The 23,333-nt window shown below is 68.5% G+C and carries 26 protein-coding genes and 1 pseudogene; 13 read left to right on the forward strand and 14 right to left on the reverse strand.

Annotated elements, in window-relative coordinates; genetic code table 11:
* Nucleotides 1–20: 20 nt before the first annotated feature.
* Entirely contained in the window at nucleotides 21–1,205 is a 1,185-nt protein-coding gene (locus tag J2X41_RS12800; protein WP_310082286.1) for a nucleotidyltransferase domain-containing protein, read from the forward strand.
* Between the two features lie 51 nt (nucleotides 1,206–1,256).
* Here J2X41_RS12800 and J2X41_RS12805 read toward each other — a convergent pair whose 3' ends face one another.
* Nucleotides 1,257–2,402 carry a hypothetical protein gene (locus J2X41_RS12805; protein ID WP_310082288.1) on the reverse strand — a complete coding sequence of 382 codons (1,146 nt, stop codon included), beginning with the start codon at nucleotides 2,400–2,402 and terminating at the stop codon, nucleotides 1,257–1,259.
* A 113-nt stretch (nucleotides 2,403–2,515) separates the two neighbouring features.
* Between J2X41_RS12805 and J2X41_RS12810 the strand changes: the two genes are divergently transcribed.
* On the forward strand, nucleotides 2,516–3,184 hold the full coding sequence (locus J2X41_RS12810) for a hypothetical protein (protein WP_310082290.1): 669 nt from the start codon (nucleotides 2,516–2,518) through the stop codon (nucleotides 3,182–3,184).
* A gap of 18 nt (nucleotides 3,185–3,202) precedes the next feature.
* On the opposite strand, the gene asnB is transcribed toward J2X41_RS12810, so the two are convergent.
* The 12 genes and pseudogenes from asnB to J2X41_RS25305 all read right to left on the reverse strand — a co-directional run.
* Complete coding sequence (gene asnB / locus J2X41_RS12815; RefSeq protein WP_310082291.1) at nucleotides 3,203–5,134, reverse strand: asparagine synthase (glutamine-hydrolyzing); 1,932 nt, start codon at nucleotides 5,132–5,134, stop codon at nucleotides 3,203–3,205.
* A 3-nt stretch (nucleotides 5,135–5,137) separates the two neighbouring features.
* Entirely contained in the window at nucleotides 5,138–5,833 is a 696-nt protein-coding gene (locus tag J2X41_RS12820; protein WP_310082293.1) for a phosphocholine cytidylyltransferase family protein, read from the reverse strand.
* Entirely contained in the window at nucleotides 5,821–6,648 is an 828-nt protein-coding gene (locus tag J2X41_RS12825; protein WP_310082294.1) for a TauD/TfdA family dioxygenase, read from the reverse strand. The genes J2X41_RS12820 and J2X41_RS12825 overlap by 13 nt, the downstream gene beginning before the upstream one ends.
* Before the next feature lie 292 nt (nucleotides 6,649–6,940).
* Nucleotides 6,941–8,047 (reverse strand): methyltransferase, encoded by a 1,107-nt coding sequence (locus J2X41_RS12830; RefSeq protein ID WP_310082295.1) that lies wholly within the window; start codon nucleotides 8,045–8,047, stop codon nucleotides 6,941–6,943.
* Nucleotides 8,044–9,195, reverse strand: a complete 1,152-nt coding sequence (aepY, locus tag J2X41_RS12835) for a phosphonopyruvate decarboxylase (RefSeq protein WP_310082296.1) — start codon at nucleotides 9,193–9,195, stop codon at nucleotides 8,044–8,046. Before aepY ends, J2X41_RS12830 begins: the two co-directional genes overlap by 4 nt.
* Nucleotides 9,192–10,487, reverse strand: coding sequence for a phosphoenolpyruvate mutase (gene aepX / locus J2X41_RS12840; RefSeq protein ID WP_310082297.1), 1,296 nt, complete (start codon nucleotides 10,485–10,487; stop codon nucleotides 9,192–9,194). The genes aepY and aepX overlap by 4 nt, the downstream gene beginning before the upstream one ends.
* Before the next feature lie 225 nt (nucleotides 10,488–10,712).
* The gene (locus J2X41_RS12845; protein WP_310082298.1) at nucleotides 10,713–12,341 is read right to left on the reverse strand and encodes an ABC-F family ATP-binding cassette domain-containing protein; all 1,629 of its coding nucleotides are present in this window, start codon (nucleotides 12,339–12,341) and stop codon (nucleotides 10,713–10,715) included.
* A 132-nt stretch (nucleotides 12,342–12,473) separates the two neighbouring features.
* Nucleotides 12,474–12,929, reverse strand: a complete 456-nt coding sequence (locus J2X41_RS12850) for a hypothetical protein (protein WP_310082299.1) — start codon at nucleotides 12,927–12,929, stop codon at nucleotides 12,474–12,476.
* Between the two features lie 69 nt (nucleotides 12,930–12,998).
* Nucleotides 12,999–13,343, reverse strand: coding sequence for a hypothetical protein (locus tag J2X41_RS12855; protein WP_310082300.1), 345 nt, complete (start codon nucleotides 13,341–13,343; stop codon nucleotides 12,999–13,001).
* Between the two features lie 82 nt (nucleotides 13,344–13,425).
* Nucleotides 13,426–13,584, reverse strand: coding sequence for a hypothetical protein (locus J2X41_RS12860; RefSeq protein ID WP_310082525.1), 159 nt, complete (start codon nucleotides 13,582–13,584; stop codon nucleotides 13,426–13,428).
* Nucleotides 13,545–13,916 (reverse strand): hypothetical protein, encoded by a 372-nt coding sequence (locus J2X41_RS12865; protein WP_310082301.1) that lies wholly within the window; start codon nucleotides 13,914–13,916, stop codon nucleotides 13,545–13,547. Before J2X41_RS12865 ends, J2X41_RS12860 begins: the two co-directional genes overlap by 40 nt.
* A 175-nt stretch (nucleotides 13,917–14,091) precedes the next feature.
* Nucleotides 14,092–14,475: pseudogene (locus J2X41_RS25305) on the reverse strand (LuxR C-terminal-related transcriptional regulator); the annotation flags it as partial.
* Between J2X41_RS25305 and J2X41_RS12870 the strand changes: the two are divergent.
* Nucleotides 14,404–14,793: a helix-turn-helix transcriptional regulator gene (locus tag J2X41_RS12870; RefSeq protein WP_310082303.1), complete on the forward strand. Its 390-nt coding sequence runs from the start codon at nucleotides 14,404–14,406 to the stop codon at nucleotides 14,791–14,793. The pseudogene J2X41_RS25305 and the gene J2X41_RS12870 overlap by 72 nt on opposite strands.
* Nucleotides 14,794–14,870: 77 nt before the next feature.
* On the opposite strand, the gene J2X41_RS12875 is transcribed toward J2X41_RS12870, so the two are convergent.
* Nucleotides 14,871–15,653: a competence/damage-inducible protein A gene (locus J2X41_RS12875; protein WP_310082304.1), complete on the reverse strand. Its 783-nt coding sequence runs from the start codon at nucleotides 15,651–15,653 to the stop codon at nucleotides 14,871–14,873.
* A gap of 129 nt (nucleotides 15,654–15,782) precedes the next feature.
* Here J2X41_RS12875 and J2X41_RS12880 point away from each other — a divergent pair, with 129 nt between their 5' ends.
* From J2X41_RS12880 to J2X41_RS12930, 10 genes are all read left to right on the forward strand, one after another.
* Nucleotides 15,783–16,082, forward strand: coding sequence for a hypothetical protein (locus tag J2X41_RS12880; RefSeq protein WP_310082305.1), 300 nt, complete (start codon nucleotides 15,783–15,785; stop codon nucleotides 16,080–16,082).
* Nucleotides 16,079–16,519 (forward strand): PIN domain-containing protein, encoded by a 441-nt coding sequence (locus J2X41_RS12885; protein ID WP_310082307.1) that lies wholly within the window; start codon nucleotides 16,079–16,081, stop codon nucleotides 16,517–16,519. Before J2X41_RS12880 ends, J2X41_RS12885 begins: the two co-directional genes overlap by 4 nt.
* A gap of 1 nt (nucleotide 16,520) precedes the next feature.
* On the forward strand, nucleotides 16,521–17,240 hold the full coding sequence (gene sfsA / locus J2X41_RS12890) for a DNA/RNA nuclease SfsA (RefSeq protein ID WP_310082308.1): 720 nt from the start codon (nucleotides 16,521–16,523) through the stop codon (nucleotides 17,238–17,240).
* 57 nt (nucleotides 17,241–17,297) lie between these two features.
* Complete coding sequence (locus tag J2X41_RS12895) at nucleotides 17,298–17,813, forward strand: hypothetical protein (protein ID WP_310082310.1); 516 nt, start codon at nucleotides 17,298–17,300, stop codon at nucleotides 17,811–17,813.
* 194 nt (nucleotides 17,814–18,007) lie between these two features.
* On the forward strand, nucleotides 18,008–18,838 hold the full coding sequence (map, locus tag J2X41_RS12905) for a type I methionyl aminopeptidase (protein WP_310082311.1): 831 nt from the start codon (nucleotides 18,008–18,010) through the stop codon (nucleotides 18,836–18,838).
* 97 nt (nucleotides 18,839–18,935) lie between these two features.
* On the forward strand, nucleotides 18,936–19,688 hold the full coding sequence (radC, locus tag J2X41_RS12910) for a DNA repair protein RadC (protein WP_404979934.1): 753 nt from the start codon (nucleotides 18,936–18,938) through the stop codon (nucleotides 19,686–19,688).
* A gap of 298 nt (nucleotides 19,689–19,986) precedes the next feature.
* Nucleotides 19,987–20,340: an RcnB family protein gene (locus J2X41_RS12915; RefSeq protein WP_310082313.1), complete on the forward strand. Its 354-nt coding sequence runs from the start codon at nucleotides 19,987–19,989 to the stop codon at nucleotides 20,338–20,340.
* 229 nt (nucleotides 20,341–20,569) lie between these two features.
* A complete protein-coding gene (locus tag J2X41_RS12920) occupies nucleotides 20,570–21,832 on the forward strand; it encodes a dipeptidase (protein WP_310082315.1) in 1,263 nt (420 codons plus the stop codon).
* A gap of 48 nt (nucleotides 21,833–21,880) precedes the next feature.
* The gene (locus J2X41_RS12925; protein ID WP_310082317.1) at nucleotides 21,881–22,534 is read left to right on the forward strand and encodes a hypothetical protein; all 654 of its coding nucleotides are present in this window, start codon (nucleotides 21,881–21,883) and stop codon (nucleotides 22,532–22,534) included.
* A gap of 3 nt (nucleotides 22,535–22,537) precedes the next feature.
* Nucleotides 22,538–23,236 carry a hypothetical protein gene (locus J2X41_RS12930; RefSeq protein ID WP_310082320.1) on the forward strand — a complete coding sequence of 233 codons (699 nt, stop codon included), beginning with the start codon at nucleotides 22,538–22,540 and terminating at the stop codon, nucleotides 23,234–23,236.
* Nucleotides 23,237–23,333 lie beyond the last annotated feature (97 nt).

The following is a 23,333-nucleotide window of genomic DNA, read 5'->3' on the forward strand; positions in this document are numbered from 1 at the left end:
CGTCTTTCGAGGATCGCTCCATGGACCTTGATGAATTTCTGCGCCTGAACGGCGCCGACGTCGACCTGGTCCTGGCCGGGGCGCGGACGATCGTCGAACTTGGCCCAGACGATCGATTGATCGCGGTCGGGTCACTCGCCGAGGGCCTTGGAAACCGCAAGTCCGACGTCGACCTTCTGCTGCTGACGTCCCGGATCGAGCATCGGGGGGCCTCCCCCGATGAAGTGCGCTCCTTCACCGCGGGGCGCAGCCTTGTCGACCTGCGCGTGGTCCCGGAGGCGGCGGAGACAGGCCTGCGCGAGCGCCTGGCGGCCTGGGCCGAGGCCGGGTGGAACCTGATGGTCGCCGCCGATTTCACGCCCAGCGAGATGTTGCTTCTGCATCGCCTCGGCGCCGGACGACGGTTGTGGCCGGCCGGCGCCTCGTCACGATCCGGCGACGAGGTCCTGACGACCCAGGTCGGCCGGCTCAAGCTGCACATCGCCCGGCATATGGCTCGCACGATCCAGGTCGACATGGCCGGCTATCGTGAAGAAGGCGATGCCGCCTTGCTCGTCTATGCGGCCCAGGACCTTCTGGGCCACGCGGCGGACGGACTGCTCGCCGGATCCGGGTTCACCAATCCCACGCCGAAATGGCGCAGCCGCCTGCTCGACCGCCTGCCGATGGATTGGGAGCAGAGCCTGCAGTTGCCGGTCTCGGGCCTAAGGCCAAGCGAGGTCTATTGGCGGCTGCATCGGGCTCCCGCCGTCGCCACGCTCGACGCCGCCCTGGCTCATGCCAGCCGCATCGCCGCATTCGCGCGCGCGGTGTTTCACTGGGCCGAGGAGGGCCTGGTCCACGGCGCGCCGGCGCCCCGCCGCCTAGGGCGCTCGAGCGGGCCGTCGTCGGTCTCGCCGCCCGTCCTGGACATCGACGTCGATTTCCACCGGGTCGATCAAGGCGTGATGATCGGCCGCCTCAACGATTTCGGCCAGACCCTGGAGATGAGCGTGGCTCAGTTCGCGGGATTGCTCTGGCTCGACAATGGCGGCGACTTGGCGGATCGGGCAGGGCAAGCCACTTCGAACGAGAACCTGGTCCTGGACGGCGCCCTCGCGGGCCTGGTCGACCAGGCGCGCCAGGCGGGGCTTCAACTGCCTGGCTTGGAGCCTGACGGCGAAAGCGCGGGCGGTTTCGGCGCCCGCCACGCGCTCAAGGTTTGAAATCGAGCCTGCCTGCTTCTGACGCTTCCATCGGAAACGGACAGACCCTAGTCATCCCAGCAAGCCGTCGAACGTGGCGTCGATCTCCTCCCAGATCAGGGAAGCCTCGCGACCGAACCGCAGTTCGAAGCACTGTGGAAGGCGCGCGGAGGTGCGAGTCCAGGCCTCGAGCTCGGCCTCGGCCAGGGCTCTCCGTTCCAGATCGAACCCCAGCCAGTCGGCCAGGGGGCGATCATGCCTGACGCTGCCGAGCAGTCTTGCGATCCCCTCCTCCGGCGGAACGGGAGTCAGCGCCTGTCGATCCACGGCGGTATCGAAACGCGGAAAGATCAAGGCGTTCACGTCCATGCTCGCCAGGGCCACGGCGCGCTGGAACACGCGGTCCATGGACGGGTCGTAGAGCTCGTACTTGCCATGGGAGAAGAGCGGCCCCTCGGCATGGCTCGCCGCGCCCTCGCCCACATCCGCCAGGGCCGTGTTCAGCCAGCCGTTGTCCCAGACGGTCTCGCGCGTGATGCGGCACATGTGCGGGATCGAGAAGGCCTCGAGCCGCCCGTCGCGACCTCGCACCTGGGCCATGTCGCTGCCCAGCAGCTGGGCGCCGCGCGCCAGAAGATGCATGGCCAGGCTGGTCTTGCCCGCGCGCTTCGGTCCGATGATCGCGGCGCCCTTTCCGCGATAACGCACGAAGGCGGCGTGGACATCGACCCGTCCGCGTCGCCAGCCCTCGACCCGCAGCCCGTGGGTCACCAAGTGCTCCAGGTGCGGCAGGTAGACGTCCGCCCCGGCGGGAAACAGGTAGGTGAGACTCTTGGTCGAAGGCTCGAACAGGGTCACGCCGACGAAGGGATCGATGTGGGCGACGGCCTGAACGCCCTGGCTCCGGCCCAGCCGCAGCGACTGGAAGTCGCCCCGCCAATAGGGCGCCAGATCCTCCGCCTCGGGTTCGGGCTCGCGAGCCCGAAGACGGACCAGGAGCGCGTCATAGCCCTCGCGCGCGCCTAGGCGAACCGTCCAGGCCGGGGCGTCATTCGCCTGACCGTGGGTCGGCGTGACTTCGGTGTGCGCGCCAAGGGCATGGGCGAGCAGCCGCCCGGCGTCCCTTCGATCGGCCTGGACGTCGATGAAGGCGCCGTCGCCGCGCACGCGCCAACCATGAAGACGCTGCCGCAGGTCGAGGGTCAAGGTCTGCGCCATCCCGATCACCACTGATGATTGATAAATTAAAAGCGCATCCTATAGTAATTTATGCGCGACGGCACGAAACTCCGCCGGTTCTCGGGCGGGCAAGTCGAGCCGGGGAGGCAGGCATGTTGATCGCGATCGCCGGACCCGACGGGGCGGGAAAATCCACGCTCAGCAAGACCCTGGCGCAGGCCCTGCGGCGGCGCGGGTTTGACGCGGTGCGGCTCGACCGCTTCGACATACTCGACGCGGAGGTCTCGCCGGCCTCGGCGTTCATCGCCGCCGACGTGCTGACGGTGCGCCAGGCCGTCCTGGCCATGCCCAGCGCCAGCGCCCGCCTGCTGTTCATTCTGTGGTCGATCGCCACGACGGTCAGCCAGGTTGCGACGGGCGATCCGGATCGCATCATCATTCATGACAGCTACTGGATGAAGCACACGGCGGCCGAGATCATCTTCGGCGCCAACGAACAGGCCGCCCTGGCGGCCACGTCCCTGCTGCCGCGCCCCGACCTGGTTTTCCATTTCAAGGTCCCGGCCGAGACATTGCTGGCCCGCAAGCCCGATGACCGCGTCCCCTACGAGTGCGGCATGGATCCCCTTTGCGCCCCGGAAAGCTTCCTGTCCCATCAGCGCAAGATCCAGTCCCTGCTGGAGGACTGGTCGCGGCGGGAGGGGTGGCTGGAGGTCGACGGCCAACAACCCCTTGAGCAGTTGGAAGCCGATCTGATCGGTCATATCGAAGCTCACCTGCTGAATCGGCAAGGCGCGGCCAGGGCGCGGGCGCTGACCTAGGGCATCGCGCGGCTCGCTCTAGGGGCGTGCGTCGATGTGGAGACGAAACCACAGCTCCACGTTCATCAACATCCACACCCGCTTGCCGTGGAAATCGTATTTCAGGTCCGGCTCGTCCTGAAGCAACCGCTCCAGGACATCGGTCCGAAACAGGCCCCGTCGGCGCGTCATGGGATCGAGCAGGATCTCTCGCGCGCGTTGCCGCAGCGGCCCGGCCAGCCAACGATCCAGAGGCGTGGGAAAGCCCAGCTTTTTGCGGCGAGCGATCGCGGGCGGCAGCATTTCGTCGGCCAAGCGGCGCAACAGGTACTTGTTGATGTCCAGCACCTCGCTGAAGTCCTCGCTCTTCATGAACAGGGCGGCGACCCTGTGAACAGGCGAGCGCCAGCGCATCTTGTGGCGCAGAGGAATGGCGCTGACGAATTCGACCAGCTCGTGATCGACGAACGGGACCCGGGCCTCGACCGACGCGGCCATGCTCTGGACATCCAGGCGATCGAGCAGATTGAGCAGGTGGACCTTCTCGAAGAAATAGAACACACGCTCATACGCGTTCGACGAACCACTCGCGTCGAAGACGGACCGGCAGGAGGCCCGCAGCGCCTCGTCCCCGTTCAGCGCCTGCCAGACCTCGGGCGTGAAGAGCGCCGCCTTCTCGGCCATCGGCCACCAATGATAGACGCGTAGGAAGTGTTCGACGTCGTCCCGCGCTCCCAGGCGCGCGGCAAGGTCGGAATCCCCCAGGACGCCGGAGAGCCAAGGCGCCGCCGGCCCTGCCCATTTCTCGAGAAATTTCAGCTTTTGGAAGTCGTGGGGAGAGCGCTGCACGCGCCCATAACCCCCGAAGAGCTCGTCCGCCCCCTCCCCCGACATACAGACGGTGACCTGCGAACGCAGGTCGTGCGAGAGCGTCCGAAGCGCCGTCTCGTGGGGTATGGACAGGGGCTGATCCCGATCCAGGATCATCGCTTCCATGGTGTCGAGGAACCCGCCCGGCTCCACGACCAGCCGTCGATGCTCCGCGCCCAGATGGCGGCTGACGATTTCAGCGTAGTCGCCCTCGTCGTAACCCGGCGCGTCATAGCCGATCGAGAAGGTCTTGATGGGCGAGCCGGCGTGTCGCGCCATGAGCGCGACCAGCAAGCTGGAATCGACGCCGCCGCTCAGATAGGCCCCGACCGGCACGTCGCTGACGAGATGGCGCTTGACGGTGTCGGACAGCAGTTCGCGCAATCGCCCCAGATAGTAGCGCTCGCCCCGGTCCTTGCCCGCCCGCACCCGGGGGATGTCCCAGTAGCGTCGCAGTTCCAGCCGCCCCCCGGCGAAACGCGCAAAAAAGCCCGGCTGCAGGGCGTGGAGTCCGGTGAATACCGTCTCCGCGCCGATCACCGTGCGCAGGCTCAGATAGCTCGACAAGGCCGCCAGATTGGCCTGGCGGGGAAATTCCGGATGGCCGGTGATCGCCTTCATTTCCGAAGCGAACACCAGTCTGCGGCCAAGCAGGGCGTAGTAGATCGGCTTGATTCCCAGGCGGTCGCGCGCCAGGAAAAGTTCCTGTCGCGTCCTGTCCCAGACGGCGAAGGCGAACATTCCGCGCAGGCGCGAAAGGCAATCGGCGCCCCATTCGGCATAGGCCTGCAACACGACTTCGGTGTCGCCCCTGGTCGAGAACACCCGCCCGCGCGCCCGCAGCTGCGCGCGCAACTCCGGCAGATTGTAGAGTTCGCCGTTGTAGACGAGGACGTAGCGGCCATCCTCGGTGCTCATGGGCTGGACGCCGCCGACGGGGTCGAGAACGGCCAGGCGACGATGACCCAGGAAGACCCGCTCTTCGGCATGCACGCCGCGCCCGTCGGGGCCGCGATGAGCGAGACGATCGGTCAGGGTCTCCAGCAGGTGTCGCGGCTCGGTGAGCGGTTGGGCGGACGCCACGCCGAAGATGCCGCACACGTCTCAGCTCCAGGTCCGGCGGGCGCGATCGAGGTCCTCGGGCAGATCGATCTCGCACCATCGCTGTCCGGTCACGTCGACCGCCTCGATGGGGTGGCCACGTTCGGCCAGGGCCGTCAGCGCTACGGTGTAGTACTGGTCCACATGCGCCGCCCTCATGGCGCGTTCGAGCTCGGGGCGCAGTCGCCCCAGGCCTCGCGGCGTCAGCCGGGTCAGGCCGACGAAGCGCGCGTCGGCCCGTTCGACCGGAATGTGGCGGCCGATCGCCTGGACCGCGTGGCCCGCCATCCGGACCAGGGCGTGTCCGGGAGCCACCGCGGAGCGGTCGACCAGCAGGTTGATGTCCCCACGCGCCGCCAAGGCCGCCTCGAGCACCGAAGGCTCATAGAGGAGGTCGGCATAGGCCACCACGACGTCTTCCTCGATCCAGTCGCGGGCCAGCACCAGGCTGACGAGATTGTTGGATCGGTCGAAGAACGGATTATGTCGAAACTCGGCGCGGCCGGCGAAGCGCCGCTCGACAAGCTCGGGGCGATAGCCGGTGACGATGCAGATCCGCTCGACCCCCAGCGCGCGCAATTGCTCGACCTGGCGATCGAGCAGGCTGGCGCCGCCCACCTCCAGCAGGCCTTTGGGCAGCCCGCCCTCGGCGCCGTCCAGACGCGAGCCGACGCCCGCCGCCAAGATCACGGCCTGCATGGGGCCGCCTGGACCGCGGGAAGTTTCGAAGCCGGATGGCGGCGCAACCAGACGCGCCGCATTTCCCGGCGAGGTCCGTCCGTACCCACCGTCACGGGCGGGTCGAAGAAGGCGGCCCGGCCATGGGCGATGCGATGGTTGTTCAGGAACTGCATGTCGCCGGGGATCATCGCCACCTGCCGCGTGATGGCGTTCGAACGATCCTCCAGGACTCCTTCCAGCAGATGCAGCGCCAGCCGCCGCCGCTCGCTCAGAGGAGAGGCGCCGGGAAGCGAGGCGGCCTCCCAGACATATTCGGGTTGCCAGCGCAGCCTCAGCCCATAGGCGCCCTGATCGGGGGCGTAGGAGAAGATCGGCGCTCTCAGCAGGGGCGGATTGGTGTCCGAGACGTCGTCGGCCGGAATCCGGCGATCAAAATCAAACAGGCCGTAAAGTTCGCCGAGAAGATCGGGGGCCTGCCGCAGCAGGATGTTGTGGACCCGCGCGACGCTGACAAACCGGCTCTGACCGCCCTGCTCGGCCGCCCGCAGGCACAGCAGGCCCACCAGGTCGGCGACCTGGGGCATGATGGGGCTGTCGGTGTGAACCGAACCGCCGACCGCCGTCTCGTGATAGCGCGGGCGCGACGAGGCGGGCCGCCCCAGGTCGGCCACCCGACCGAACCGCACCTTCCCCGCCTTCTGGACCATCGGCTCGCCCATCGCCACACAGAAGCGCCAGAACGCCGCCTGCATCTGGTCGGGCGTCAGCTCAAGCGCCCCCAGTCCGCGAAGGACGACGAAACCCGCGCCGTGGTCGAGACGTTGGAGCAGCATCGTGCGAGCCAGCCTTCGCAGCGCCGGAAAAGCCTGCGGATCGACCGCTATTCCTGTCGGCGCCACGGGTCCGCCCAGCGTGTCGCGATGATCTCGAAGTTCGAGCGCGACCTCTGGAGTAAGCTGCGCGATCGGCTCCAGGCCGGGGGTGCGGGCGTCCCAGGCGACGCCGACGTCATCGACGAAAGGGGCCAGGCGCGAAGGGCGTGCGGCGAGATCAACTCGACCCGACATGATGCAACCCTTGAGAGTTGTTCTGAACAGCTAAACCCTCAATGATCCATCGGGTCAATCACGCATCCCCGCGAACCCCGGCGGAACGCCAACGCCAGGTCTCCCCGACGTGGGCGTCGGCGAGATCGATCACGTCCACCAAGCCCCGACCAAGGCGGGCATGGACGAACAGGTGGCACAGACTGCTGGCCCCGACCTTGGCCAGATGGCGGCGGTAGGCCTCCTGGACCAGGGCGGGCGGCTTGCCGAGGGCCAGGCCCACCGTATGGGTCAGCGCCGCCCAGAAGGCGCCGGCCTCGTCCAGGGCGCGATGCGACAGGAGACTGACGGTCAGGTCCAGTCGCCCGCCGCCGGCGCGCGCCAAGCTCTCGAGCCCCAGGAGCGCACGGCCGTCGCCGAGGCCCGCGCCGATCATCAACCCCACCCCGCCAGGCGTGAGCGCATCGGCCAGTCCTTCCAGAATCGCCCGCGTGAACGCCAGGCCGTCGGCTCCGCCGTCTCCCAGGGGCAGGGATCCCAGGCCGTCCGGCAACGGCAGAAGCGGCGGGTTGGCCACCACGGTGTCGAACCTTCGCCCCGCTACGGGGTCGTAGAGATCGCCCTCCAGGACCTCGATCCTGGCCGAGAGACGATTGAGGCTGGCGTTCAGCCGCGCCAGGCGGGCCGACGAAGGATCTCTTTCGACGGCCGTCACCCGCCTGGCCACGCCCGCGGCGTGCAAGGCCAGGGCGCCAGGCCCCGCGCAGAGATCCAGACAGGATCCGCCCGCCAACGGCGTAAGCCGGGCGAGCAGGGCCACAGTGTCGTCGCCAAGGTAAAAGCGCGGATCGATCCGCGGAGGGTGGCAGATCACCCATCGGCCAAACACCGGAAGGATGACCAGCCCTCCCGCCAACGCGAGGTCATGGCCGCGCGTCTCGATCAGTCCGGCTTCGGCCAAGGGAATCAGGCCCGCGCGGATCGGCTCGGAGAGCCTGTCGGTGGAAACCGCCTGGTTGAGCAGGAAGAACTCGACCAGGGGGCGCAGGCGCGTCGACGCGGCGTTCAGGTTGGCCCGCCAGACGGCTTGCCGCGGTTCGAGCGGGTCGAAGCACCCCGCGTACTCGCCAAGACCGGACCAGGTCAGGGCGTCGCCCAGGTCGCCCAGATCGGGCGCGGCGCTCACGCGCGGTCGGCTCCGGCCAGATGGCGCATGAACTCGGCCTTGGCCGCGCCGAGCCCGCCTTTCGGCCGCGGCAGGTCGGCGCGCGATCGGGCATTGACCCGGACCTCGATGAAGGCCGCGCACCCCGCCGCAAGGCCCTGGCCGATCCTGGCCTGCAGATCCTCGCGGCCATCGACGCGCGCGACGAAACCATATCCGCAGGCGCCGGCGATGGCGGGCATGTCGATGGCGAATCCCTGGGTGGGCGCCCCGCCGGCCGATTCGTGCGCGCCGTTGTTGATCACCAGATGGAGCAGGTTGGCGCACTGCGCCGCGGCGGTCAGCCCGCCCATGTGCATGATGAAGGCGCCGTCGCCGTCCAGGCAGACAAACCTTCGCTCCGGTCTGGCCAGGGCCGCGCCGACGGCGATCTGCAGCGCATGGCCCATCGCCCCGACCGTGAGAAAGTCGCGCCCCGGCGGAAGACCCGAAACCTGGCGATGGCTATAGAGCTCCCGCGAAGCCTTGCCGGTCGTGGCGACATAAACCGTGTCTGGCGGCATGAGCGCTATGGCCGCTTGCAACGCCTGTTCACGGCTCAAGCCGTACGGCGACGCCCCCGGCGGCGGATCGTCCCCCGCGTCCAGAACGCCGCGGCGCACGACCAGGGCCACGGGCCTGGATCGGGCCAGGCTCTGCTCGATCAGGGCCCCGACCATGTCTTCGGCCTGGCGATCTCCGTGATCGGGGCCAAGGACGGCGTAGGGAAGCTCCAGACAGTCGAGCATCGGCAAGGTGATCCGGCCCTGTTGCACATGCTGCGGCTCGTCCGCGGACTGGACGCCGTCGAGAACCTCGCCGCGCCAGCCGATGATCAGCAGGACGGGGATGCCATAGACGTCCGCCGACAGGAGCGAGGCCAGCGGATTGGCCGCGTGCCCAAGGCCGGAGTTCTGCATGTAGACGCAGGCCAGTCCGCCGGTGGCCAAGTGGTGGCCGGCGGCCAGGCCCAGGGCCGAGCCTTCGTTGGCCGCCACGATATGCCGAGGCGCCGCGATCTGCTCCGCCAGGGCGCGGCCCAGGGCCTTGAGGGCGGAATCCGGCACGCCGGCGTAGAGGCCGACGCCCCGGCGCTCGAGCATTTGCAGGAACCGCGGGGCGTCGATCATCGGCGCTCTGGCCCCGGGGCCAGGCGGAACACCTCCTCCATGGGCATGCAGTGGGCGTCGGCTTCGCGACAGCGACCATGCTCGAGAATGGTCTGCGCGGCCCGCAACATCGCCGGATAGGACGCCCGGAGCAGATGGTTGGCGTAGATGACCACATTGACGCCGCGCGCCCGCAACTCGCTTTCGTAGACGTCGCCATAGCTGGTCGGCACGACCACGAGCGCGCTCGAAGCGTCGACCTTCCGGAACCGGTCGCAGAAGGCGAAGATCTCGTCGGGGTCGCTCGCGCGGCTATGAATGAGGACGCCGTCCGCGCCGGCCTCGACATAGGCGTTGGCGCGCTCCAGGGCGTCTTCCAGACCCGCGTTGAGGATAAAGCTCTCGATCCGCGCGATCACCGCGAAATCCCGGGTGGTCTGAGCGGCCTTGCCCGCGGCGATCTTGTAGCTGAAGTCGTCGATCGACTCGCGCGTCTGCCGGCTGTCGCCCCCCAGCAGCGAATTGCGCTTGAGCCCGGCCTTGTCCTCGATCACGACCGCGGAAACGCCTAGCCGCTCAAGGGATCGCACGGTGTAGCCGAAGTGCTCCGCCAGCCCGCCGGTGTCGGCGTCGTAGAGCAGCGGTTTGCTGGTGACGTCGAACAGTTCGTTGAGCCCGGCCAGGCGCGCGCTGTGGTCGACCACCTCGATGTCCGGCTTTCCGCGCACCGTCGAGTCCGTAAGGCTCGAGGACCACATGGCGTCGAACCCCACGCTGCGGCCTTGGCGCTGGACCTCCGCCTTCTCGACGATGGCGCCGCATAGCGGGCTGTGGACCTCCAAGGCTCGGACAAAGCCGGAATGGGCCAGAAGGCGACGCAACTGCCTCAGGCGCATCGACGGCGTCACACCGAACTCGAAGTCGAGGACCTGGCGCGGTTCGGGGTCGCCGCGAACGCCTTCCAGGGTGATGAGCTGCCCCGCCCATTCGCCAGCCAGGGCCAGCAGACGCCCGGCGTCCGCACCGGCGTCGGCGTTCAGGTCGCAGAGGCAGTAGTCCGGCTGGAGTCGCCGCAAGGTCGCCAAGCCGTCATAGTCGTTCTGCGACAGGATCTGGGCCACCCCCTCGATCCGATCGACGATCCGTCGTCGCGCCTCGAAGTCCAGCCGGGGCGCCCGGCCGGAGCGCCAGAAGGCCTCGTCGGTGATAAGCCCCACGACCACGGCGCCGTATTTCCGAGCCGCAGCGACGTTGGCGGCGAAATGGGCTTCGTCAATGTCGTCCGCACCCCGGACATAGACCGTCTTGGTCATCGGTCCCCCTCACGGCGACAAGGCGTCTTGATCAGTTCTCCACAGCCTACAACACAAGGACGTATATATAAAGATTGCCCTCTATGGTTATGTCATCGTGTCATCGTGTCATCGGGGGGCCTGGGCGAGTATGGCCGACCGACCGCACCCGAGCGAGGCCGCGCTCCTGCCCGCCAGCCGGTCCCGGTGAAAAAAGGGTCTAGCCGCTTTGATGAGACGACGCCGCTACGCGCCCGGGTGCAGCCCCGGCGCTTCCTGGCCGGTACGGGTGACGTATTCCGTATAACCGCCGCCGTACTGATGGACGCCGTCGGGCGTCAGCTCCAGCACGCGGTTCGACAGGGCCGCCAGGAAATGGCGGTCGTGCGAGACGAAGAGCATGGTGCCCTCAAAGTCCGCCAGGGCCGCGACCAGCATCTCCTTGGTCGCCATGTCGAGGTGGTTGGTCGGCTCGTCGAGCACCAGCAGGTTCGGCGGGTCGAACAGCATCTTGGCCATGACCAGCCGCGCCTTCTCGCCGCCGGACAGGACGCGGCAGGGTTTTTCGACATCGTCGCCGGAGAAACCGAAGCACCCCGCCAGGGTCCGCAGCGCGCCCTGACCCGCCTGCGGAAACGAGCGCTCCAGGGACTCGAAGATCGTCTCTTCGCCGTCCAGCAGGTCCATGGAGTGCTGGGCGAAATAGCCCATCTTGACGCTGGCGCCGACATTGACCGTGCCCTGGTCGGGCTTGGTGTCGCCGGCCACGAGCTTCAATAGCGTCGACTTGCCGGCGCCGTTGGCGCCCAGGACGCACCAGCGTTCCTTGCGGCGCACCAGGAAGTCCAGGCCCTCATAGATCGGCTGGGCGCCGTAGCCCTTGTGGACGTCGCGCAGGTTGATCACGTCGTCGCCCGACCGTGGCGGGCTCTGGAAGTCGAACTGGACCGCCTGGCGGCGACGCGGCGCCTCGACGCGTTCGATCTTGTCGAGCTTCTTGACCCGGCTCTGGACCTGGGCGGCGTGCGAGGCGCGCGCCTTGAACCGCTCGATGAACTTGATTTCCTTGGCCAGCATGGCCTGCTGGCGCTCGTATTGCGCCTGGCGTTGCGCCTCGCCGAGCGCGCGCTGCTGTTCGTAGAAGTCCAGATCGCCCGAATAGGTGATCAGCGAGCCGCCGTCGATCTCCACCACCTTGCCGATGATCCGGTTCATGAACGCCCGGTCGTGCGAGGTCATCAGCAGGGCGCCGTCGTAGGCCTTCAGGAAGGCCTCGAGCCAGATCAGGCTTTCCAGGTCCAGGTGGTTGGAAGGTTCGTCCAGCAGCATGCCGTCGGGCCGCATCAGCAGGATGCGGGCCAGGGCCACGCGCATCTTCCAGCCGCCGGACAGCAGGCCGACATCACCGTCCATCCGTTCCTGGCTGAAGCTCAGGCCGGCCAGCACCTCGCGGGCCCGCGCCTCCAGCGCATAGCCGTCCAGTTCCTGGAAACGCTCCAGCACCTCGCCGTAGCGTTCGAGGATGGCGTCCATCTCGTCGGCCCGGTCGGGATCGACCATGGCCGCTTCGAGCGTGGCCATTTCGGCGGCCAGCGCGCTGACGGGGCCGACGCCGTCCATCACCGCGGCGACCGCGCTCTGGCCCGACATTTCGCCGACGTCCTGGCTGAAATAGCCGATCGTCATGCCGGCATCGATCGCGACCAGCCCGTCGTCGGGTTCCTCCTGGCCGGTGATCATGCGGAACAGCGTCGTCTTGCCGGCGCCGTTCGGGCCGACGAGCCCGACCTTTTCACCCTTCTGAATCCCCATCGAGGCTTCGATGAACAGGATCTGGTGGCCGTTCTGCTTGGAGATATTGTCGAGGCGGATCATGGGGCGGTCTGCTAGCGCGGGTGGAAGAAGAACGCCAGCCTTGGAGCCATCTCAATTCCAAGCGCGATGGATTGGGCCGTCATCCCCCCCTCCCCGAGCCAGCGCGCCCGGACCTTGGCCAGAGCCACTTGATCAGGCCTTCCTGGCCTTCCACCGCTCCCACCCCGCCTGCGCCACGCCGACCGCGAAGGCCGCCAGCTGGGCGTCGCTCCACAGGTAGTAGGCGGAGAAGAACCCCCACTGCATCAGGGTGCGGTCGATGAGGAAGGCCACGTGGGTCAGCACCACCAGCAGCTGGAAGGCGGTCATGAACAGGATCCAGACGCGGCGCTCGAAGGCGCACAGGGCGACCAGGACCAGCAGGTAGACGATGTCGACCGTGAAGATCCCCCACTGCATTCCGGCGGGATCGGGGGTCTGGACGGCGGCCGACAGGAACCAGGCGGCGACGGTGACCACGGCCAGCCCGCGCTCCAGCCGCCGGCCGACCAGCAAGGCCAGGGCGCACACCGCCAGCATGGCCATGGCTGCGACCTGGGTCGGCAGGATCGAGAACAGGTCGGAGAAGACGTTCGAGACGTGAAACATGTCGCCCCCGCGGCAGGAGCGACATGTGTCTCATGAATCGAGGTCCCGCCAAGGGTCCACGGCGGCGCCTTACGCGCTCTTGATCTCCCGCAAGTGACCCGTGCGCGGAACGTCGGCGCCGGTCTTGTCGCCGCCGCCCACCAGGGTGACCCGACGCAGCCCGATCTGGTCCTTGGCGTCGGCCAGGGCCTCGTGGGCGGCGATCAGCGACCGGCGGGCGCTGGCCATGCCCGAGGCGGCTTCCAGCACGCGGTCGACGGCCTGCTGGCCGACGCCGGCGGCAAGGCCGGCCTCGAGCCGGGCGCGCGGCATGGCGGCGATCAGGTCGCCCATCAGGGCCAGGGTGGTGTCGACGGCCTCCTCGGTGGTGAACAGGTGGCTGGCCAGGCGTTCGGCGACGATGCGGCGTTTCATGTGACGATGCTCCCCCTGCGCCCGAAGGCGCGTTGCTGATGACGGACGCCCCGGCGCCCGTCGCGGGGTTCAGCCCCGAGGGTCAGCCGTGACGCAGGACTTGGAAGACGTGGGCGACTTGCCGGGTCCCCAGGAGGCCGCCGACCAGCAGGCTGCAGGCGGCGGCGATGGCGAGGACGATCAGCAGACGGGCGGCGGGGCTCAGGACATGGTCGTATCCTCCGCCCAGGCCTCGCGCCACTTGGCGTGAAAGGTCTCGTCCAGCACCGTGGCCGTGACGATCAGGATCTCGCGCAGCACCATCTCCGGCGGCTTGGGGCCAGCCTCCTTGCGCACCGCCGAGACCAGGTCGCGGACCATCGGCGCCAGGGCCTCCGGCGCCAGGCTCAGCAGCTGGCGCTCCAGCTCCGTCCAAGCGAAGGCCGGCATCGGCGGCCGGCGCGCCAACGGCGGCCAGTCGTGCTCGAACTGGGCCGCCGCCTCGCGGATCTGCAGCGCCTTGCGCACCAGCAGGCTCAGGCGGGTTCCCGCCAGGCTGGTCGCCTCGTTGTCGTTCACCACGCTGATGTTCACTGTCTTGGTCCGTCTCTTGGAAGGTCGAGACGGCATCGGACGGCGAAGGCGGGACTCGCGACAGTCCCATTGAGTCGCTGTGGGATTCAGTCCCATAGCCGGGGGTATCGTCCCGAGGGACGGCGCGGGCGGCGGGGGCCGCGACCTGGTCGTGGGCGGTCAGCACCCGGGCCGCGGCGCGCCGGCCGCTGACCCCCAGCTTGCGACAGGCGCTTTCGACCAGGGCGTCGGCGCGCGACTTGGAAACCCCCATCAACGGGCCGATTTCCTTGGAAAGCCTGTGCTCGGCGACCCAGCGCAAAGCCTCCCGCTCCCGCTGGGTGAGCAGTTCGACGCTGGGCGCCGGGGGGATCGAAGGCCTGTCCATCACGCTCGAAAGGATCGTCGGCGGCGCCCGACGCGCCGTGTACGATGCAAGAATGCATTGCGGCCGGCCAAGGCCAAGCCGATAGTTCCGAAATCGCCATTTCAGCGGGGAGGGCGGCCTTTGATCACGCCGACTGGTCCAGATCCTATCGACGTCGCGGTGGGCACCCGCATCCGCGTGCAGCGGCGCCATATGAAGATCAGCCAGGATGAGTTGGCCCAGGTGCTGGGCCTGACCTTCCAACAGGTCCAGAAGTACGAGCGCGGGACCAACCGGGTCTCGGCCTCGATGCTGGTGCGCATCGCCGCCAAGCTGCAGACCACGGTCGGCAGCCTGGTGGGCGAGGACGTGGTGGCCGAGCAGGACGTGGCCATGCTGACGGCGCTCTCGACGCCGGGCGCCATCGACCTGCTGCGCGCCTACGGCCAGGCCACGCCCAAGGCTCGCAAGGCCGTCCTCAACGTCGCCAAGGCCCTGGTCGAGCCGGACGACACGGCCGACGTGGCGTAGAGCCAGCCACCTATCGTTGTCATCCCGGACAGCGCTGCGCGCTTCCGGGATGACAACGGGGGAGGACGGGGGCCTCGCTAGGCGGCGCCCGCCTCAAGCCGCTCGATCCCGTTGGCCCCCACCTCGACAAGCGCCGCCACCAGCGCTTCGGCCGCCGCCTCGACCTCGGCCGGATCGCGGCCGCGGATCACCAGGTTGGCGCCATAGACGTCCGGCGGGGCGAAGAACGGATAGCTGCCGATCGACAGGTCCGGATAGGCCTTGGCCACCGCCTCCAGCGGCGCGGCGATCGTGCCCTCGCCGGTGCCGGTGACGCGGACGGTCCGGCTGATCACCACCGCCCCGGTGCGCAGGCGCGGGCCGACGTCGTCGAGCATGCCGCGCATGATCGCCGGCACCCCGGCCAGCACGAAGACATTGCCGATCTGGAAGCCGGGCGGCCCCTGCACGGGGTTCTTCACCAGCGTGCCGCCCTCGGGCACGTGGGCCATGCGGCGGCGCGCGGCGTTGGGCTCGCCCCAGCGCTCGCGCAGCATGGCCATGATCTCGGGATGCTCGGGCGCCGTCACCCCGAAGGCCTTGGCCACCGAATCGGCGGTGATGTCGTCGTGGGTGGGCCCGATGCCGCCGGTGGTGACGACATAGTCGTACCGGGTCCGCAGGGCGTTGACCGCGTCGACGATCTCCTGCTCGACATCGGGCACGACCCGCGCCTCGCACAGGTCGACGCCGTAGGTGGCCAGGTACTTGGCGATGGCGTTGAGGTTCACGTCCTGGGTGCGGCCCGACAGGATCTCGTCGCCGATGATCAGGACGGCGGCCGTCACGCGCTCGCCCGATCTGGCTTGGGTGGCCGTCATCGTCTCGATTCCCTACATCCGCGCCCGTTCGCCATTCGACTTAAGCCCGCCGCGTTCACGCCGCAACCGATGGCGCGCCGCTTGCGGTCGGCCGGTGACCGGCTATGTTACCGGTTAGAAGGAGCGAACATGGCGGACGCACAGCGGCGAGCGGTCGAGAACAACAGGCGCCGGCTGCGCGAACAGGGGCTGGACCGCTTCGAGGTGCGCGGCCTGGAATCCGACAAGGCCCTGCTCCGCGCGGTCGCCAAGCGCCTGGCGCGCAACGACGAGGCCGGGGCTCGATTGCGGGCTGACATCGAGGCGCGGGTGTCGCCTTCGCCGGATCAGCGGGGCGGCATCCTGCGAGCCTTTCGCCAATCGCCGCTGGTCGGGGCGGACCTGGAGCTGGATCGTGAGACCACGGCCGGGCGCGACGTCGACCTATGACGCGCTATCTTCTCGACACCAACGTCATCAGCAACGTCGTCAAGCCCGAGCCTTCGCCGGCCCTGCTGGACTGGATGGCCGGCCAGCGCGACACCGATCTCTACATCTCCACGCTCTCCCTGGCCGAAATCCGGCGCGGCATCCTGCGGAAGCCGGAAGGCCGCAAACGTAGGGAGCTTGAAGCCTGGTACGCCGGCGAACTTGGCCCCCCGGCCCTGTTCCGAACCCGGGTGCTGGGGTTCGACGAGGCGGCGGCCGAGGCCTGGGCGCACCTCATGGCCGAAGGTCATCGCCAGGGCGCGCCGCCAAGCGCGCTCGACATGATCATCGGCGCCATTGGCCAGGCCAACGCCTGTGTCGTGGTCACCGACAACGAACGCCACTTCGCCGGCGTGGTGGAGTGCTTCAATCCGATGCGACCCGGCCCAGGCGGCTGACATGCTTCTCCCGCAACCCATGGCGCGCGGCGTCATCGTCCAGCGCTACAAGCGCTTCTTCGTCGACATGGTGCTGGACGACGGGCGCGAGATCACCGCCCATTGCCCGAATCCCGGGGCGATGCTGGGCGTCAACCTGCCGGGCCAGGGGGCGTGGGTGTCGCGGTCGGACGATCCCAAGCGCAAGCTGCCGTGGACGCTGCAACTGGTGGAGGCGCCCAATGGGCAGGGGGGAGGCGGGCTGGTCGGCGTCAACACCATGCTGCCCAACAAGCTGGTGGCCGAAGCCCTGGCGGCCGGCGCGATTCCCGAACTGGCCGGCTATGCGACCGTGCGGCCGGAGGTGAAGTACGCGGAGGCCAGCCGGGTCGACTTCCTGCTGACCCACCCCGACCGGCCGGCCTGCTGGCTGGAGGTCAAGAATTGCCACCTGTCGCGCACCCCGCCCCTGGCCGAGTTCCCCGACTGCGTGGCGGCGCGCTCGACGCGGCACCTGGGCGACCTGGCTGCGATGGTGGCGCAGGGCGATCGGGCCGTGGCGCTGTTCGTCGTGCAGCGCGACGACTGCGACGCGTTCAGTGCTTGTGCCGATCTGGACCCGACCTTCGCGCAGGGCCTGGACGCGGCGGCGCGGGCGGGGGTCGAGGTGCTAGTCTATCGCTGCGCAATGACCCACGAGCTGATCCGCCTGACGGAGCGCATTGACTGGGTGCGAGGTTAGGCAGCCTGGAAAAGGTATGTGTCCCTAGATTCCGATAACGCCTAAGGGAGCAAGCCCTTGTCCGCGCCCGATGACTATGACGACGATGATGATAATGACGATTGGCCCATGCAGTGGGCTGATCCTGCAATCAGGCAGGACTACGAGGCTGCTCTCGGGCGACTCATCCTGGCACACAACGATGTGGATGTGCATTTGACGGAGCTGATTGCCTGTTGCTTGAGACGGCTCGGCAATCCACCTGCTCTGGAGCGTCTTGCTCACGGCATGTTCGCTAAGCGACTGGAGAGCCTCGAAATCCTCCAGGCCCTTCCGGTTCAATTGAACCTCAATGGAATGGACATTGCGAACCTGCGGCGGCTCAACAATCTCCGCAACATCGTTGCCCATGGGCATTTTGAGCAAGACCCATTTGGAGGTGAATATACGCTGCTGTCCAACCGGGAGCGCAGGAGCGATTTTCCCACCGAGCGCCTGAACAAAATCACCAAAGAACTGAACGCGGAGGCGGGATCCCTACACGCCAACACCGCTTTCTATGACGCCCTGGCAGATTTAATCTTGCCCGACTAGCCTCCGACAGCGAGGGCCTGCTGAGACCGCGACCTAACAGGGACTTGGCTCGAAGCTTCGCCGCCTGCGCGGACAACGCTGCGGCAGCGGGCGTTGAAGTTCTGTGCTATCGTTGCGACATAAGCCCTGACGAAATCCGTATTTCTCGGCGCATTCCCTGGCGGGACGCGCCGTCAGTTTGAGACCAGACCGCCATGACCCTTGAAGACGTGACCGAGATCGAAGCCGAGACCCGCACCGGCGCGATCAAGATCCACAAGCCCGCCGACTTCGAGGGCATGCGCCGCGCCGGCAAGCTGGCGGCCGAGTGTCTGGACATGCTGATCCCGCACGTCGTGCCCGGCGTGTCGTCCGATCACCTGGACACCCTGGCCCGCGAGTTCATCCTCGACCATGGCGCCCTGCCCGCCTGCCTGTTCTATCGCGGCTATCCCAAGACGGTCTGCATTTCGCGCAACCATGTCGTCTGCCACGGCATCCCGGGCGAGTGGGCGCTGCGCGAGGGCGACATCGTCAATATCGACGTCACCGTGATCGTCGACGGCTGGCACGGCGACACCTCGCGGATGTACGGCGTCGGCGAGGTGGGCCCCCGCGCCCGCCGCCTGGTCGAGATCACCTACGAGGGCATGAAGCGCGGCCTGGACGCGGTCAAGCCGGGCGCGACCCTGGGCGACATCGGCTACGCCATCCAGTCCTATGTCGAGGCCCAGCGCTGCAGCGTGGTGCGCGACTTCTGCGGCCACGGCCTGGGCAAGGTGTTCCACGACGCCCCGAACATCCTGCACTTCGGCCGCCCCGGCCAGGGCGCGGTGCTGAAGCCGGGCATGTTCTTCACCGTCGAGCCGATGGTGAACCTGGGCAAAAGCGCGGTGAAGGTGCTGGGCGACGGCTGGACGGCCGTGACCCGCGACAAGTCGCTGTCGGCCCAGTGCGAGCACTCGATCGGCGTGACCGAGGACGGCTACGAGGTGTTCACCGCCTCGCCGGCCGGCCTGTTCCAGCCGGCGATCCTGGGCGGCTGAGCGCTCCCCCTTTGGGGAGCTGTCGCGAAGCGGCCGAGGGGGCCTCGACAACCCTCAATTGATCTGACCTAATTCGCTCTCGCAAGGCGGGGGTGCGATGGTCAGCGGCAGATCACTGAAGGCGACCCCGCCCGGCGTGGCCGACGCCGCCCCGGCCAGCCCGCCGGCCAGGAGCTCGCCCGCTCATCAGATGGGCCATCGCGAGCGCCTGCGCGAACGGGCCAAGGCCGGCGGCCTGTCGGCCCTGCCCGACTACGAGCTGCTGGAGCTGTACCTGTTCCGCACCTTCGCGCGCGGCGACGTCAAGCCGATGGCCAAGGCGCTGCTGGCCCGGTTCGGCTCGTTCGGGGCGACGCTCTCGGCCTCGATCGAGGAGCTGAAGACCGTGCCGGGGGTCGGCGAGACCGCCGCCATCGACCTGAAACTGCTGCACGAGGCGACCCTGCGGGCCGGCCGCGACAAGCTGGCCAAGCGGACGGTGATCTCGTCCTGGACGGCGCTGTTGGGCTATGTCCGCGTCGCCCTGGCCAACGAGCCGCGCGAGCAGTTCCGCGTCCTGTTCCTCGACAATAAGAACCAGCTGATCGCCGACGAGGTGATGAACCACGGCACGGTCGACCACGCCCCGGTCTATCCGCGCGAGGTGATGCGCCGGGCGCTGGAGCTGTCGAGCAGCAACCTGATCCTGCTGCACAACCACCCCAGCGGGGATCCTACTCCCTCGCGCCCGGACATCGAGATGACCAAGCAGATCGTCGAGGCCGGCAAGGCGCTGAAGATCGGCGTCCACGACCACCTGGTGGTCGGCCGCGACGGCGTGGCCAGCTTCAAGGCGCTGGGCCTGTTCTGAGCGTGCAGCGCGCGCCGATACAACCGGCTTTTGCATTTCGGGTCACCGGTTATAGTCAACCTTCAGCCGGGGGGCTTTTCGGAGGACTGCGATGAATCGACGTTTTCTCCTCGCCTCGGCTCTAGGCCTGCTGATCCCCGGGATCGGCCTGGCTCAATCGAACGAACAGCGCGACAGGCCCGGAGGCGGTCAAGGCGGAGGACGCCCACCCGGCCCCGGCGGCCCAGGTGGCGGACGCCCGCCCTCGGGATCGGGCCCGCCGCCCAGGCCCAACCCCGGTGGCCCGCCGCCCCGGCCCATGCCGAAGCCGAAGCCCCGTCCGCCGGGTGGCCATCGCCCGCCACCGCCGCGTCCCGGCCGGCCGCCGCCCCTGGGACCACACCGCCCCGGCACGGGCCGCCCGCCCGGCTTCCGGCCGATCCGCGGGCCGCGCTGGCGCTATCCGCGCGGCTATCGCTACCGGCGCTGGACCATCGGCCTGGTGCTGCCGCCGCTGTTCCTGGCGCCCGGCTACTATTACGAGGACTACTGGCGCATGGGGCTGGAAGGTCCGCCGTGGGGCTACCGCTGGGTGCGCTACGGGCCCGACCTGCTGCTGGTCGACACCCGCACCGGACGGATCGACGACGCGATCTACGGGGCGTTCTACTAGGAACGGGGGTGGGGCGGGTGTTCGTGGTCCGTGCGGCGAACACCTGCCCCCTCCGGGCCTTCGGCCCTCCTCCCCCAGAGGGGGAAGAGCCCGCGTGGGCAGGCTCCGCCCCCTGTGGGGGCGGACCGACCGCGAAGCGGTCAGGTGGGGGCAAGTGTTCGCTGCGCCACCTTGACCGTCCGCCCGCGATCCCCGAGCGTGGCCGCCTCAACACCGCGCCGGAGCCCAGATGACCCGCCTGCTGACCGTTCTCCTCGGCTCCGCCGCCCTGTTCGCCTCAACCGCGGCCCCTCTCTCAAGCCGGGCGGCCGACGCCCCCAAGGCCGGCGAGGTCTCCAAGGCCGACCGCGCCCTGCACGAGCAGGTCCTGACCCTCGACACCCACCTCGACACGCCCGAGCACTTCGCCCGCCAGGGCTGGAGCATGGCCGAGCGGCACGCGGTCAAGGCCGACGGCACCCAGGTGGACCTGCCGCGCATGGACACCGGCGGTCTGGATGGCGGGTTCTTCGTGATCTACACGGCCCAGGGCGAGCTGACCGCCGAGGGCTATCGCCAGGCCCGCGACTTCGCCCTGGAACGCGCCACCGAGATTCGCGAGATGGTCGCGGCTCATTCGGACAGGTTCCAGCTGGCCTACACCGCCGACGACGCCGAGCGGATCAACAAGGCCGGCAAGAAGTTCGTCTTCCAAAGCATCGAGAACAGCTGGCCGATGGGTGAGGACCTCACCCTGATGGACACCTTCTACAAGACCGGCGTGCGGATGGCCGGGCCGGTGCACTTCAAGAACAACCAGTTCGCCGACAGCTCGACCGACAAGCCGATCTGGCATGGCTTCTCGCCCCTGGGCCTGCGCTGGCTGGCCGAGGCCAACCGGCTGGGCATATTGATCGACGTCAGCCACGCCTCCGACGACGTGGTCGACCAGGCCGTGCAGCTGTCGAAGGTCCCGATCATCGCCTCGCACTCGGGCGCCCGGGCGATCTACGACCACCCGCGCAATCTGGACGACGGCCGGCTGAAGAAGATCGCCGACGCCGGCGGGGTGATCTGCATCAACTCGGTCTATCTGAAGAACACCGCCGCCAGCCCCGAACGCCTGGCCGCCCTGAAGGCCCTGGGGACCGCGCCGGACAGCGAGACGGCGACCGAGGCCGAAATGGTCGCCTATCTGAAGAAGCGCGCCGAGGTCGATGCGAAATTCCCGCCCGTCCGCGCCAGCTTCGAGGACTTCGTGGCCAGCCTGACCCACACCCTGAAGCTGGTCGGGCCGCAGCATGTGGGCATCGGCGCCGACTGGGACGGCGGCGGCGGGGTGATCGGCTTCGAGGACGTCGCCGACCTGCCCAAGGTCACCGCCCGGCTGAAGGCGGCCGGCTACACCGACGCCGACGTGGCGGCGATCTGGGGCGGCAACGTGCTGCGCGTCGTCCGCCAGGCCCAGGACTACGCGACGCAGCAAGCCGCCAAGGCCAAGCCTATCGGATAACGTCGTTCTCGGTTACCCTGGCCGGACATCGGTCCGGGAGGGTTCCGAATGGTTCGTGTCGCGTGTTGGGCCGGCGTCGCCGCCCTGGTCTGGCTCGCCGCGCCGACGGCGACCTGGGCCGCCAGTTTCGACTGCGCCAAGGCTGGTACGCCTACCGAGAAGGCGATCTGCAAGGACGCGGCGGTCTCCAAGCTGGATGACCAGGTGGCCGCGGCGTTCAAGGCGGCCCAGGGCCTGTGGCCGGCGGGGAACTGGCCGGTCTTCATCCGCAACGAACAGCGGGAGTGGCTCAAGGACCGCAATGGCGTCTGCAAGGCCGACGTCGCCTGCCTGAAGGAGGACTACGAGCGCCGCCTGACCTTCCTGACCCATCCCAGCCTGAAATGGATGGGCCGCTACGTCGCCGGGCGCTGCCCTGACGACGGCGTCTATCTGGACGTGACGCCCAGCTATCCCGACGCCGGCATCGGGGCCGATCTCTACGTCTGCCCCGACCCGAAGGGGAACATGCTGCTGCAGGCCAGGGGCGACGTCGACGCCTCGGGCAGGCTGAGCTTCGAGGACGCCGGCTGTCCGCGCGTGCTGACCTTCACCCAGGACACGGCGACCCTGTCGGCGCCCAAGACCGAGCGCTGCGCGATGGGGACCGACCTGAAGGTGTTCCGCCGCGATCCGGCCAAGTCGCCCTATCTGTCGGAGTAGGCCATGACTCGTCTCGCCGCCGCCCTCGCGGCCCTGCTGCTGATCGCACCCGTTTCCGTCGCTGGGGTCGCGCCGGCCGCCGCCGCCAGCTTCGACTGCGCCAAGGCCCGCACCAAGGTCGAGAAACTGATCTGCAAGGACCCGCAGCTGTCGCGCCAGGACGAGGACCTGGCCAAGGCCTATGGCGAGGCGCTGAAGCTCTGGGACGGCAAGATCGCCGCCTATGTGCGGATGAGCCAGCGCGGCTGGGTGGGTTCGCGCGCCCTGCTGCCGCCCGACATGGGCCAGGGCGGGATCCTGTGCATCGACGACGCGACCGCCCTGTCCTGCCTGCGCGCCATCCATGCCGACCGCATCGCCGTGCTGAGGAATCCGGGCTTCCGGCTGAGCGGGATCTATACGCGGGGCCAGGATTTCCTGAGCGTCAAGGCGACGCCGACGGGGCTGGAGCTCGCCTACCAGCTGGCCGACGCCAACACCTCCCAGGGCTTCACCGACGAGGGCGCCAAGGTGAAGGTCGTCCCCGGCCAGACCATCGTCGCCTTCCCGCTGGCCGGAACCGGCCCCGACGCCTGCCGGCTGGACGCGTCCTTCAGCGTCGACGAGGTGACCGTGACCCAGAAAGGCCCGTGCGGCGGCGCGCAGCTGGGTGGCTGGTGGAAACGGGACCAGACGCGGGATCCGGAGGCGGAGCTGTTCTGACGCCTCACCCGTTGTCATCCCGGAAAGCGCGCAGCGCTTGTCCGGGACCCAGGTGAACCGCACCGCATCAGCCCAGTCCCCTGGGTCCCGGACAGCC

Source organism: Caulobacter sp. BE254 (assembly GCF_031457295.1).
Lineage (GTDB): Bacteria > Pseudomonadota > Alphaproteobacteria > Caulobacterales > Caulobacteraceae > Caulobacter.